Annotated in this window: 14 protein-coding genes; 13 read left to right on the forward strand and 1 reads right to left on the reverse strand. The window is 61.2% G+C overall.

Annotated features, from left to right (window positions below):
- Positions 1-57 precede the first annotated feature (57 nt).
- From ACX9NZ_RS02335 to ACX9NZ_RS02385, 11 genes are all read left to right on the forward strand, one after another.
- Complete coding sequence (locus tag ACX9NZ_RS02335) at positions 58-978, forward strand: dihydrodipicolinate synthase family protein (RefSeq protein ID WP_330005909.1); 921 nt, start codon at positions 58-60, stop codon at positions 976-978.
- Between the two features lie 69 nt (positions 979-1,047).
- Positions 1,048-2,016, forward strand: a complete 969-nt coding sequence (locus tag ACX9NZ_RS02340; RefSeq protein ID WP_302742260.1) for an ROK family protein — start codon at positions 1,048-1,050, stop codon at positions 2,014-2,016.
- A gap of 155 nt (positions 2,017-2,171) precedes the next feature.
- Positions 2,172-2,852 (forward strand): N-acetylmannosamine-6-phosphate 2-epimerase, encoded by a 681-nt coding sequence (locus ACX9NZ_RS02345; RefSeq protein ID WP_302742259.1) that lies wholly within the window; start codon positions 2,172-2,174, stop codon positions 2,850-2,852.
- Positions 2,853-3,153: 301 nt separating this feature from the next.
- Positions 3,154-4,074 (forward strand): RNase adapter RapZ, encoded by a 921-nt coding sequence (gene rapZ / locus ACX9NZ_RS02350; RefSeq protein WP_118653996.1) that lies wholly within the window; start codon positions 3,154-3,156, stop codon positions 4,072-4,074.
- 3 nt (positions 4,075-4,077) lie between these two features.
- On the forward strand, positions 4,078-5,025 hold the full coding sequence (whiA, locus tag ACX9NZ_RS02355) for a DNA-binding protein WhiA (protein WP_294160235.1): 948 nt from the start codon (positions 4,078-4,080) through the stop codon (positions 5,023-5,025).
- Between the two features lie 198 nt (positions 5,026-5,223).
- On the forward strand, positions 5,224-6,249 hold the full coding sequence (gene gap / locus ACX9NZ_RS02360) for a type I glyceraldehyde-3-phosphate dehydrogenase (RefSeq protein WP_118653994.1): 1,026 nt from the start codon (positions 5,224-5,226) through the stop codon (positions 6,247-6,249).
- A gap of 132 nt (positions 6,250-6,381) precedes the next feature.
- Complete coding sequence (locus ACX9NZ_RS02365) at positions 6,382-7,587, forward strand: phosphoglycerate kinase (protein ID WP_407495759.1); 1,206 nt, start codon at positions 6,382-6,384, stop codon at positions 7,585-7,587.
- Entirely contained in the window at positions 7,577-8,347 is a 771-nt protein-coding gene (gene tpiA / locus ACX9NZ_RS02370) for a triose-phosphate isomerase (RefSeq protein ID WP_294122833.1), read from the forward strand. Before ACX9NZ_RS02365 ends, tpiA begins: the two co-directional genes overlap by 11 nt.
- Positions 8,348-8,416: 69 nt before the next feature.
- Positions 8,417-9,967, forward strand: a complete 1,551-nt coding sequence (gpmI, locus tag ACX9NZ_RS02375; protein ID WP_407495761.1) for a 2,3-bisphosphoglycerate-independent phosphoglycerate mutase — start codon at positions 8,417-8,419, stop codon at positions 9,965-9,967.
- 171 nt (positions 9,968-10,138) lie between these two features.
- Entirely contained in the window at positions 10,139-10,831 is a 693-nt protein-coding gene (locus ACX9NZ_RS02380; RefSeq protein ID WP_304292380.1) for a transposase, read from the forward strand.
- A gap of 55 nt (positions 10,832-10,886) precedes the next feature.
- Entirely contained in the window at positions 10,887-11,297 is a 411-nt protein-coding gene (locus ACX9NZ_RS02385) for a hypothetical protein (RefSeq protein WP_317440425.1), read from the forward strand.
- Here the strand turns inward: ACX9NZ_RS02385 and ACX9NZ_RS02390 are convergent.
- Positions 11,189-11,422, reverse strand: a complete 234-nt coding sequence (locus tag ACX9NZ_RS02390; RefSeq protein WP_158574840.1) for a GNAT family N-acetyltransferase — start codon at positions 11,420-11,422, stop codon at positions 11,189-11,191. The two genes, ACX9NZ_RS02385 and ACX9NZ_RS02390, sit on opposite strands and share 109 nt — an antisense overlap.
- 243 nt (positions 11,423-11,665) lie before the next feature.
- On the opposite strand from ACX9NZ_RS02390, the gene ACX9NZ_RS02395 reads away from it, so the two are divergent.
- Together ACX9NZ_RS02395 and secG are read left to right on the forward strand one after the other, a co-directional pair.
- Positions 11,666-12,292, forward strand: coding sequence for an HAD family hydrolase (locus ACX9NZ_RS02395; RefSeq protein ID WP_294122828.1), 627 nt, complete (start codon positions 11,666-11,668; stop codon positions 12,290-12,292).
- 216 nt (positions 12,293-12,508) lie between these two features.
- Positions 12,509-12,763 carry a preprotein translocase subunit SecG gene (secG, locus tag ACX9NZ_RS02400; protein WP_118653988.1) on the forward strand — a complete coding sequence of 85 codons (255 nt, stop codon included), beginning with the start codon at positions 12,509-12,511 and terminating at the stop codon, positions 12,761-12,763.
- Positions 12,764-12,781 lie beyond the last annotated feature (18 nt).

Consider the following 12,781-nt stretch of genomic DNA (forward strand, 5'->3'; position numbering starts at 1 on the left):
GCCAGGTATGATAGATGCCCGGCGTGTGCCGGGAATACGGATAAGGAGTACACAACAATGGCTAACAAACTTTATCGTGGCGTCATCCCGCCGGTTGTCGTCCCCGACACCGAGGACCGTCAGCTCGACGTCGCCTCGTTCGAGCGCAATATCAACCGCATGATCGAAGCGGGTGTCGACGGCCTGTTCTTCCTCGGCTCCTCGGGCGAGGTCGTATTTTCGACCGACGAGCGTCGCGACGAGATCATCCGTGAGGCCGTTCGCATCGTCGACCATCGTGTTCCCGTGTTCGTGGGCATTATCGATACCGAGACCGAGCGCGTGCTCGAGCACGGCCGTCGCGCACAGGAGCTTGGTGCCGATGTCCTCGTCGCAACCTGCCCGTTCTATGCCCTTGGTGGCCTTGCCGAGGTGGAGGAGCACTTCCGCATCCTGCATGAGGAGCTCGATCTTCCCATCTTTGCCTACGACATCCCCGTGTGCGTCCACACCAAGCTTCCTTGGAGGCTCCTTGCCAAGCTTGGTGCCGAGGGCGTTCTCGCCGGCGTCAAAGACTCCTCCGGCGACGACATTTCCTTCCGCTATCTCTGCCAGGAGAACGAGAAGCTCGGCCACCCGCTGAGCTTGCTCACCGGTCACGAGATCGTGGTCGATGGCGCATATCTCTCCGGCGCCGATGGTTCCGTGCCCGGTTTGGGTAACGTTGACCCTGATGGCTACGTGCGCATGTGGAAGGCCGCCGAGGCGGGAGACTGGTCGACGGTCAAGCTCGAGCAGGATAAGCTCAACGAGCTCTCCCATATCTTTGATTGTACCGATGGCGTGCAGGGTTACGGCGCGGGTGTGGGTGCTTTCAAGACCGCCCTCATGCTCATGGGTATCTTTGAGTCCAACCAGATGCTTCGCCCGGTCAAGGCACTCGAGGGCAAGAACGTTGAGGCGATCCGCGAGGTCCTCGCTGTCAGCGGCCTGCTGTAAGATTCGGCAAAGTCCGACCGCGTGCACGTTGAAGGGCACGCGGTCGGTACGTGTATTGGGAGGTTGAGCATGTCTCTTGAACCCCGCTACGTGTGTTCCGTCGATATCGGTGGTACCAAGATCGCCAGCGCCATCCTTGAGTATCCCGCTTCGGGCGGCCGCCCCCAGGTGGTGTATAGCGCCGAGGTGCCCACGTGCGCCCAAGAGGGTGGCGAGGCCGTGTACGCGCGCATCGAAGGCGCAATCCGTGCGGCGCTCGAGGAAAAACCTGAGCTCAGGGTGCTCGGCGTAGGCTTGGGTTCGGCTGGCGTGGTCGATCCCAAGACGGGGGCAATCGCCTATGCTAACGCGATCATGCCCGGCTGGAGTGGGATCGAGCTTGGGCCGCGTTTGCGCGAGGCTCTGAATATGCCGGTCGAGGTCATAGGCGATGTGCAGGCACATGCGCTGGGCGAGGCCCATTGGGGCGCGGGCCGCGGCCATTACTCCGTGTTGTGTTTGGGTATCGGCACGGGCATCGGCGGCGGCTACGTTGAGGACGGTCGCGCCATGCGCGGCTTCCACGGTGCCGCCGGCCACATGGGTCACATCGAGTGCACGGCTGCGGCAGGCATCGACTGCGCCTGTGGGCGTTCGGGCCATCTCGAGTCCGTGGCCTCAGGCACTTCGATCGGGCGCATGTTCGATGAGCGCTACGGTCGAGTGGATGGAAGCCGTCCCTCAGTGGGCCGCGACGTCAACGATCTGTGTTGTGCTGGTGACGAGCGCGGCGTCGACGTCATCCACGATGCCGGCTTTTCGCTCGGTGCGAGCCTGGGCTCCCTGGCCAACATTCTCGACCCCGAGGTGATTGTCCTTTCCGGTGGCGTCATCCATGGCAAGGACGGTTGGAGAAGCGTCACTTGGCGCGACTCCATCCGTGAGGGCTTTGCCAGCCAAGCGCTCGACCCACTGCTCGACACGCCGATTCTCATCGGCACCCTCGAGGGCGAGGCCCCTCTTATCGGCGCCGCCGAGAACCTTTTAGCGTCACTTTAGTCGGGCGGCTTTCCACTGCACCCCACCTCGCCCTTCAATCGTCGGGTGCCGCACGCCGGGCGTGCGCCCTCCTCATTCAAGGCGATCTGCAGCACTTGGGAAGGCCTTGGAAACCCCATACATCCGGGTAGATTTAACCTGCAAGGAGTAATCCTATGAACCCCATTATTGAATCGCTTAAGGGCAGGCTCATTGTGAGCGTCCAGGCATACCCCGGCGAACCACTGCGTACGCCCGAGCACATGGCGGCCATGAGCCGCGCCTGCGAGCTCGGCGGGGCGGCCGCCATCCGCTGTCAGGGTCTTTCCGACATCGCGGCCATCAAGGGCCGCGTGGAGATTCCCGTCATCGGCCTGTGGAAGGACGGACACGAGGGCGTCTATATCACCCCGACGCTGCGCCATGCCCGCGCGTGCATCGCCGCCGGTGCCGATATCGTTGCCATTGATGCCACGGACCGTCCGCGCCCCGACGGTAAAACGCTTGAGGACACGGTTCGCCCCCTCAAGGAGGAAGGCATCCTGCTCATGGCCGACTGCATGACCATCGAGGATATCCGCCGTGCCGTCGAGCTTGGATTCGACCTCGTGTCGACCACGTTGTCGCACAACAAACCGGCGATCGAAACCACGCTGGACGAGGGCCCGGACCTACCGCTGCTGCGTCAAGCCACCTCGGAGTTCCCTAACCTGCCCATCATTTGCGAGGGTCATGTCCACACCCCCGCCGAGGGCCGCGCCGCCATCGACGCCGGTGCCTGGGCTGTGGTGGTGGGCACTGCCATCACGCACCCCACAAGCGTCACCAGCTGGTTCAAGGCCGCGCTTGAGGAGTAGGCCCACCTGTCGGCCGAGGATATATTCTCTGCGGGTGCGGTTCCGCTTCGCCCCACAAAACACCCTCCAAGAATATACCCCCGGCCTTAAGGCGATATTGACGATCGAAAATGCCCCGCCTCATGTGAGGTGGGGCTTTTTACTGAGAAGGCTCATGATGCCGTAACGCGAAAGAGTGGGGCATATCATTCCGCACACAGTTTCGCACGAGCCGGGACTGTTTGAGCACGGGGATGATATGCCCGCCCTCTCGAGCAGTCGACCAAGTAGGTATACTGGTGGCAGTTGAACAGGAGGCACCATGTCAGATTCGAACAGCATCACCTCGGCTGAGCTTGCCGATCGCGTACCGGACATCGTCATCATCACGGGCATGTCGGGCTCGGGCCGTACGCAGGCGATGCACGTGTTCGAAGACATGGGTTACTACTGCATCGATAACCTGCCGCCGAGCCTCATCTTGCAACTCGCTGAAATCATCGGCATCAACTCCGGCGTGGGGCGCCACCTATGTGTGACGAGCGACCTGCGCAGCCAAGGCCTGTTTGACGAGTTGCTCGATACCATCGACTCACTGCGAGCTCATGAGATGACCTGCAAGGTCGTGTTCCTCGAGGCCTCCGATGAGGTGCTCATCCGCCGGTACAGTGAGAATCGTCGTCGCCATCCACTCGCGAAGCAGGGCGATACCACGGCAGATGCCATCCAGCGTGAGCGCATCGCCCTTTCGAGCATCCGCGAACGAGCCGACATGGTCATCGATACGAGCCGCATGCGCACGTCCGCCCTGCGCAAGCGTCTCCAGACCGCTTTTTCCGAGCTGACCGACCAACAGCTCATGGATGTCCATGTGTTCTCGTTCGGCTTCAAACACGGCTTGCCCGTCGAGGCCGATCTCATGATTGACGTCCGCTTCCTGCCCAATCCCTTCTACGACCCCGAAATGCGGACACTCACGGGCCTCGATGCAATGGTGGCGGACTTCGTGATCGAGCATCCCAAGACGAAGGAGTTCCTCGATGCGTGGTTCAAGCTTCTCGACGTCGTGATGCCGGGTTACATCGCGGAGGGTAAGCCCCAACTTTCCATTGCCGTGGGCTGTACGGGCGGCCAGCATCGTAGCGTTGCCATTGCGGAGGCGACCGGCCGCTATCTCGAGCGCCAGCACTATCACGTGGGCATCTCGCATCGCGATCTTGCCAAGGCGAACCTCAGGGGGTAGTCCGTGTCGTTTACCGCCGAAGTCCGCGACGAGCTCGCGCGCTGTGCGCCCGAGTGCGCATACTGCGACGTCTCCACACTCTCAGCGCTCGTGCGCGTGTGCGGCACCCTTTCCATCACGGGCAAGGGAGGCTATCAGCTGCAGGTCGCCACCGAGACAGGTGCCGTGGCACGTACGATGATCGAGCTCACGCACAAGATCTTGAAACTCAAAACCGATCTCACGGTTCGCCGATCGATTTTACACAAAGTCCGTAACTACCTCATCGTCCTGCCCGACCAGCCAGACCTTGAGAAGGCCCTCGTTTTGCTGGGGATTCTCGATCGGTCGGGGAGCCTGGTCCAAGGGGTGCCCCGGCATGTCGCCAACCGCGCCTGCTGTCGAAGGGCCTTTGTGCGTGGGAGCCTCATCGCCGGCGGGTTCGTCGCCGATCCCAAGGGCGACTTTCATTTGGAGATCGCTGTGCAGGGGGAGCAGTTTGCCCACGACCTTGCGAGCCTCATCGCGGGTATGGGCGTGAAGGCGCGTGTCAATCCCCGTCGTGGCGCGTACGCGGTCTATATTAAGAGCGCGGAGGACATTAAACGTCTGCTCTCGCGTTTAGGTGCCGATCGCGCGGTGACTGAAATCGAGGACGCCCGCGCGGTCAAGTCGGTCAAGAACGAGGTTAATCGCCGGGTCAATGCCGAACTCGCCAATCAGACGCGGTCGGCTGGTGCGGCGCAACGGCAGCTCGAGCTTATTGAAGCGCTTGAGAAGCTGGGTTTGCGTCGCAACTTGCCCGAGGGACTCGAAACCTTCTGTGCATTGCGCGAGTCCCATCCGGACTTGTCCCTCAGAGATTTGGGAGAGCTTGCGGACCCGCCGCTTTCGAAATCCGCCTTGTACCATCGCGTCTTACGCCTCGAGAAGATGGTGGAGGAGGCGCACGCAGGCACCGCCGAACCGTGACCCCCTGCTTGAAGGCTCATGACGGAGGAGAAAGATACGCTCAGACATGATGAAGCGTTTCAACAGGCGAGATTTATCCGAAAGTTCCCAATCCCGCGAATGAGCAAGCGGAAAACGGTTATATTTGGTGAGTGGTTAGTTTTCGGACTTCAACGGCGGGCAGGGAGCCCGCGGGAGGTCCAATGAAAGGAGACACACATGGCAGTTAAGGTTGCTATCAACGGCTTCGGTCGTATCGGTCGTCTGGCCTTCCGCCAGATGTTCGGTCACGAGGGCTCCGAGATCGTCGCCATCAACGACCTCACCTCTCCCGACATGCTCGCGTACCTGCTGAAGTACGACTCCACGCAGGGCAACTACTCCCGCGATCACAAGGTTGAGGCCACCGAGGACTCCATCATCGTCGACGGCAAGGAGATCAAGATCTACGCCGAGGCTGACGCTAACAACCTGCCTTGGGGCGACCTCGACGTCGACGTCGTGCTCGAGTGCACCGGTTTCTACACCTCCAAGGCCAAGGCCCAGGCTCACATCAACGCTGGCGCCAAGAAGGTCGTCATCTCCGCTCCTGCGGGCAACGACCTCCCGACCATCGTCTACAACGTGAACCACGAGGATCTCACGGCTGAGGACAACATCATCTCCGCCGCTTCCTGCACCACCAACTGCCTCGCCCCGATGGCCAAGGGTCTGAACGACTTCGCTCCCATCGTGTCCGGCATCATGACCACCATCCACGCCTGGACCGGCGACCAGATGCCGCTCGACGGCCCGCAGCGCAAGGGCAACAAGCGTCGCGGCCGCGCCTGCGCCGTCAACATCGTCCCCAACAGCACCGGTGCCGCCAAGGCCATCGGCCTGGTTCTCCCCGAGCTCAACGGCAAGCTCATCGGTGCCGCTCAGCGCGTTCCTACGCCGACCGGCTCCCTCACCAACCTCTATGCCGTTGTTGACAAGGAGGTCACCGTCGACGAGGTCAACGCCGCTATGAAGGCTTACGCTGAGACCATCTCCGAGACCTTCGCCTACAACGAGGACGACATCGTCTCCACCGACATCATCGGCGAGACCCACGGCTCCATCTTCGACGCCACCCAGACCATGTGCAACCCGCTGGGCAACGGCCAGACCCTGGTGCAGGTCGTCTCTTGGTACGACAACGAGAACTCCTACACCTCCCAGATGGTCCGCACCATCAAGTACTTCGAGAAGTTCGTCGCCTAAGTTGAGCGGCTTCTCTCGCATCTAGACCAAGCGTCTATAGGAGGGCGCGGCCTCATGGCGTATGCCCGGGGTCGCGCCCTTTTTACCTGCAAGAGGCGATACCGCCCTTGCTCGATACAGAAAGGATTGGACATGGCTTTCACTAAGAAGACCGTCCGCGACATCGACGTCGACGGCAAGCGCGTCCTCGTCCGCGTCGACTTCAACGTGCCGATCAAGGATGGCGTCGTGGGCGACACCACCCGCATCCAGGCCGCTCTCCCGACCATCAAGTACCTGGTCGATCACAACGCTCGCGTCATCCTCATGAGCCACCTCGGCCGTCCGGATGGCACCGGCTTCCAGGCTGAGTTCTCCCTCGAGCCCGTTGCCGCCAAGCTCGCCGAGCTCTCCGGTCTTGACGTGACCTTCGTTGCCGATACCTATGGCGAGAAGGCCGCCGCCGCCGTTGAGGCGCTCGAGGCCGGCAAGGTTCTCGTGCTCGAGAACGTCCGCTTCGACAAGCGCGAGAAGAAGAATGACCCCGAGATCGCCAAGACCCTGGCCTCCTACGGTGACGTCTTCGTGCTCGACGCCTTTGGTACCGCTCACCGCTCTCAGGGCTCCGTGGTCGGCCCCGCCGCCTACCTGCCCGCCGTCGCCGGCTTCCTGCTCGAGAAGGAGGTCGACACGCTGACCGGCATCTTCGCCGCTCCCGAGCGTCCCTTCGTCGCTATCGTCGGCGGCTCCAAGGTCTCCTCTAAGATCGGCGTGCTCGATCACCTCATCGATTCTGCCGACACCCTGATCATCGGCGGCGGCATGGCTTACACCTTCTTCCTGGCCAAGGGCTACAAGACCGTCGGTACCTCCCTCAAAGAGGAGGACTGGGTCGAGCGCGCTGCCGAGATGCTCAAGAAGGCCGAGGACAAGGGCGTTCAGATTCTGCTTCCGATCGACAACGTCGTTGCCGACCACTTCGGTGAGGACGCTACCGGCGAGGTCGTCGCTTCCGACTCCATCCCCGAGGACCGCATGGGCATGGACATCGGACCCAAGACCGAGGCGCTGTACGCCGAGGCCATCAAGGGCGCCAAGACCGTGTTCTGGAACGGCCCCATGGGCGTCTTCGAGTTCGATAGCTTTGCCCACGGCACTCAGGCTGTCGCCGAGGCTGTTGCCGAGCTCAAGGACAACGGTGGCACGTCCATCATTGGCGGCGGCGATTCCGTCGCTGCCGTCAACAAGTTCGACCTTGCCGACAAGATGAGCTGGATCTCCACCGGTGGTGGCGCTTCCATGGAGCTCGTTGAAGGCAAGGCTCTTCCTGGAGTGGAGGCTCTGAACGATGCCGAGTAACCGTACCACCCTTATTGCGGGTAACTGGAAGATGAACAATGACCGCGAGGAGGCCAAGGCTCTCGCCTCCGCCCTCGTCGAGGCCCTCCCCGAGGTTCCCGCGGGCGTCGAGGTGTGCGTATGCCCCCCGACGATCGATCTGTGCTGCGTCTCTCACAAGCTCGACGGCTCCGCTGTCAAGCTCGGTGCCCAGAACGTTTACTTTGAGGCCAAGGGTGCCTATACCGGTGAGACTTCCGTTGCCATGCTCAAGTCCGTTCCGGTGCAGTACTGCATCATCGGCCACTCCGAGCGTCGCGACTATTTCCACGAGACCGACGAGGACCAGAACAAGAAGGCCGCCGCGCTCATCGCCGGCGGTATCGTTCCGATCTTCTGCTGCGGCGAGCCCCTTGAGGTTCGCGAGGCCGGGACCTATGTTGAGCACGTGGTCGCTCAGGTGAAGGCCGGTCTGACCGGTCTCCAGGTCACCGATCCTTCCCAGCTCGTCGTCGCTTACGAGCCCATTTGGGCCATCGGCACCGGCAAGACCGCCACTGCCGATGATGCCCAGGAGGTCTGCGGCGCCGTGCGTGAGGCCCTCGCCGAGATCTTCGGCGCCGAGCTCGCCGATGGCATCCGCGTTCTGTACGGTGGCTCCGCCAAGCCCGGCAACATCGCCGAGCTCGTGGCCAAGCCCGATGTGGACGGTGCCCTCGTGGGCGGCGCGTCCCTCGTCGCCGAGGACTTTGCTTCCATGGTCGTGAAGGCTGCGGAGTAATTTCCGTCATGTACAGGGGCCGTGGTGTTCACACCGCGGCCCATTCTTATCAAAAAGGGAGAATTACCTATGGCTAACCGCCACCTTCCTGCTTTGCTCGTCATCATGGACGGTTTTGGCTTGGCGCCCGAGGGTGCCAACAATGCCGTGAGCGCCGCCAGCACGCCGTTTATCGATGACCTGTACGCCAAGTATCCACACACCACCCTCGGTGCTTCAGGCGAGGACGTCGGCCTGCCCGACGGCCAGATGGGCAACTCCGAGGTCGGTCACCTCAACATCGGTGCGGGCCGCATCGTGTTCCAAGAGCTTTCGCGCATCAACAACGCCATCAAGGACGGCTCCCTCAAGGAGAACGAGGTATTCGTCAAGGCCATGGACGACGTCGCTGCCGCTGACAAGACACTGCACCTCATGGGCCTCATGAGCCCTGGCGGCGTGCACTCCATGCAGAGCCACTGCGAGGCGCTCGTCTCCATGGCCGCCGAGCGCGGCGTTAAGACCGTGCGCATCCACTGCTTCATGGATGGCCGCGATGTCGACCCGCAGTCCGGCGCCGGTTATGTATCCGAGCTTGTCGCCTTCCTGGGCGAGTTGTCCGAGAAGACCGGTTGCGATGCTCGCGTCGCCACCGTCTCCGGCCGTTACTGGGCCATGGACCGCGACAACCGCTGGGAGCGCATCGAGCGCGCCTATGACGTGCTCGTGAACGCTTGCGACGCCGATGCCGACCCGGTCGAGGGCATCAAGGCCTTCTACGAGAAGGATCCGCGCGGCGACGAGTTCGTCGATCCCTTCGCCTGCCACAACGAGGGCATTCACGCCGGCGATGCTGTCATCTTCTTCAATTTCCGCCCCGACCGTGCCCGTCAGATGACCCGCGCCTTCACCGATGCGGAGTTCGACGGCTTCGAGCGCGAGAAGATCGCCCTTTCTCACTTTGTGACCATGACTGAGTACGACCCCACGTTCGACGTCGAGGTCGCCTTCCCCAAGACGTTCCCCGAGAATGTCCTGGCCGACGTCATCGCCGCCAATGGGCTTAAGCAGCTCCACACCGCCGAAACCGAGAAGTACGCCCACGTGACGTTCTTCCTGAACGGCGGTATTGAGGAGCCCAAGGCCGGTGAGGAGCGCGTGCTCGTGGCTTCGCCGAAGGTCGCCACCTACGACCTCAAGCCCGAGATGAGCGCCCCGGAGGTCACCGAGAAGCTCGTCGCTGCCATCAACGAGGATCGCGCCGACTTCTACATCGTGAACTTCGCCAACTGCGACATGGTGGGCCACACCGGCGTGTTCGAGGCTGCCGTTAAGGCTGTCGAGGCCGTGGACCACGCGCTGTCCCAGGCCATTCCGGCCATCCAGGCCAAGGGTGGCTTCGCGCTCATCACCGCCGACCACGGCAACGCCGACCACATGTACGACGTGGTTGACGGCGAGAAGAAGCCCTTCACCGCGCACACCACCAACCGCGTGCCGTTCATCATCGTGAGCGACACCGCTAAGCTCACCGGCATCGAGGATGGTCGCCTGTCCGACATCGCCCCGACCATGCTCACCATGGCCGGACTCGAGCCCAGTGCCGAGATGACCGGCCGCGTGCTCGCTGTCGAGGAGTAGCCGGACTCGCCAAAAGCCCCCGGCCCTTTTGGTTGGAAAGCTGTCACCTGTTCGAGGTGGCAGCTTTTTTCTTAGGCATTGGGTACAAGGTGGAACACGCGGGCCGATGGGGGAGGGGTTGCTATGGCAAGAGCGTCTCGATTGCTTTCGAGTACGGGCGTCTACCATGTTATGACGCGAGGTGCAGGACGTCAGATTATCTTCAACGATGACCTGGATCGTCGAATGTACCTTGATTTTTTACGGCAGGCTATCAAAAAGTACGATATCTCGTTGCTTGCATGGTGCTTGATGGACAACCACACTCACCTGCTGATTGAAGACGGCGGGGACGGTCTCGTTCGGGCGATTCACTATCTTGACTCGCGATATGCCCAGCATTTCAACATCCGAAACGGGCATATCGGCCCGGTGTTCCAAGGCAGGTTTCTGAGCAAGCCGGTTGAGAGCCAGGCATATATGCTCCAGGCAATTCGGTACATTCACGACAATCCCTGTTCATTGGGAATCGGGCGAGATGAGTATCGATGGAGCAGCTATTCTGAATATGCAAGAGGGGACGGCCTGGTGGATTCTCGATTTCTATTCGAGGCGATTGGCGGACGCGAGCACTTCGAGGAGTTCAGCGCTGCCGGCAAGGCAGACGTGTACTACCCGCGTATGGGTAGCCGGATGGACCAGGCAGAGCTTGCGGAAGCCGCGCGTATTGCGACGGAGGGAAAGGACCCGTCAGCGGTAACCGCGCTGCCCGTTCCCGAACGCGATCGCATCTTGAGGAGAATGAAGGAGGTTGGCCTTTCATACCGGCAGATCGAGCGTTTGACCGGGCTGGGCCGTTATCTCATCAAGCGCGTTGTTGGATGAGTGAAGTACCAACCAGCCAAAAGGGCCGGGGGCTTTTAGTTGTTAGGGAGGTTTCATGCTCGTATTGAGAAACGAAACGGCCATCCTGGGTGATTTTATCGAAAGCGATATCGCTGACCACATCCGCTGGGAAACGGACGAGACGGAATGGAAGCTGTGGGACGCTCCTTGGGAGCATGAGGGGAAGTCCGACAAAGAGCGTGCAGTCGAGCTCGAAGGGGATATCGAGCGCATGCGCGGATGGGTTGCGCGCAACAAGGCGCTTGCCGACGACGTGCGCCGTACCAAGTTCGAGGTTTGCCTGGCGGACTCTGACAACCCGCTTCGAGCGATCCATGTGGGCAGTTGTGCGACCTATCAGCAACCAAAAGGGCCGGGGGCTTTTGGTTGGGCTCTGAGCAGGCGCGTCCCGATGCCACGGTGCCAATGCGAACGCCGTACGGATATGCCGAGCTCCTCGCGATGAGCCAAGCGAGGGCGCGTGCTGCCAGCAAGATTGCCGTCGCCCACGACCTCGCCTTCCTCGACCGCAACGAGTAAAACGCTTTCGGGTGCCTCATGCGCGCTCGGCCTCAACGGAAGAGGCAACACATTCCGAGCCGAACGTGAGGTTATCGGTCTCTCCGCCCACGGTTTTCAAGCAGGAGAGCAGCGCCTCTGCGTCTTCACCGTGCGCTTCTCAGATAACAAGGTGATAGTCCGCCATGCGTGCTCCCCTCTTGATGTCTTTCTTGCCGCTATGATACTGCTTGAAAAAGGACGGAAACACCATGATGCTCGTTGGGCGCGGGGTGTGTATGCACGCCTTGGCATCTGGGCCAACCGGGAGGTTCCATGGATCGGATAGTCTTCTTCGACATCGACGGGACGCTTACAAGGGGAGTGACCTCGGGTGCCTATCTCGCAAATCTGCTCGGCCATGGGCACACCATGGAAGAGGCGGAGGCAGCTTGCGCGCGAGGCGAGATTACAAACGACGACGTCTGCCGGATAGACGCTGCGGGATATGTGGGACGCTCTGCCAGCGAGCTATTCGATATGCTCGAGGACATGCCACTTGTGGACGGCATCACTCAAGCTGTCGATGCGATTCATGCGGCTGGCGGTGAGGCCCATATTGCTTCACTTGCTTGGGGCATTGTGGGGGAGTACCTCTGCAAGCGCTTTCGGTTTGATGGTTATGTTGGTTCGGAGCTGGAAGTCGAGAATGGCGTATGCACGGGCGGCGTGGCGCATGCGCTTGAGGGCGAGGGAAAGTGCTCATACGCGCGTGAACTCTGTGAAAAGCGCGGCGTAGCTCTTGCGTCCTGCATGGCTATTGGCGACAGCCGTTCCGACATCCCGCTGTTCGAGCTGGTAGGCACTTCGATTGCCTTCAACGCCACCGAAGAAGCAGAGCGTGCGGCAACGAACGCCTACCGTGGGGGTAATATCGCCGAAGCGCTGGCGTGCGCCTTATAGGCAGCGAGAAAGCGTGGCCAACCAAAAGGGCCGGGGCTTTTGGTTGGGGCTTTTGGTTGAATCGGGAAATCGAACAGATTGGGGATCGCCGAACAGATTGGGGACTCGCCGAACGAATTGGGCTTCGCCTGCTGTTCGTTTGTAGTTTCGTGGAAGAACAGGGGGAGTGTGGTACCATTACCCGCTGTACGTGAATTCTGCTTAGAAGGAGTCCTCGTGGGTCCGTTCCAGATCATCCTCTTTGGCGTGTGGGCGTTGTCCACGCTTCTGCTCATCGCGCTCGTCCTCATGCATTCAGGCAAGGGCACCGGTGTGTCGGACATGATAGCCAGCTCGCTATACAACGCCAGCACCGCCACGGGTGTCATGGAGAAGAATCTCGACAAGCTCACCGTGATTGTGGCCTGCGTCTTCGCCGCCTGCGTCGTGCTCGCCATGTTCTTCTTCCCACAGGGCATCGTCGGTCTGTAGGCCAAACGCCCATCAACC

Source organism: Collinsella sp. BM28, assembly GCF_054551995.1.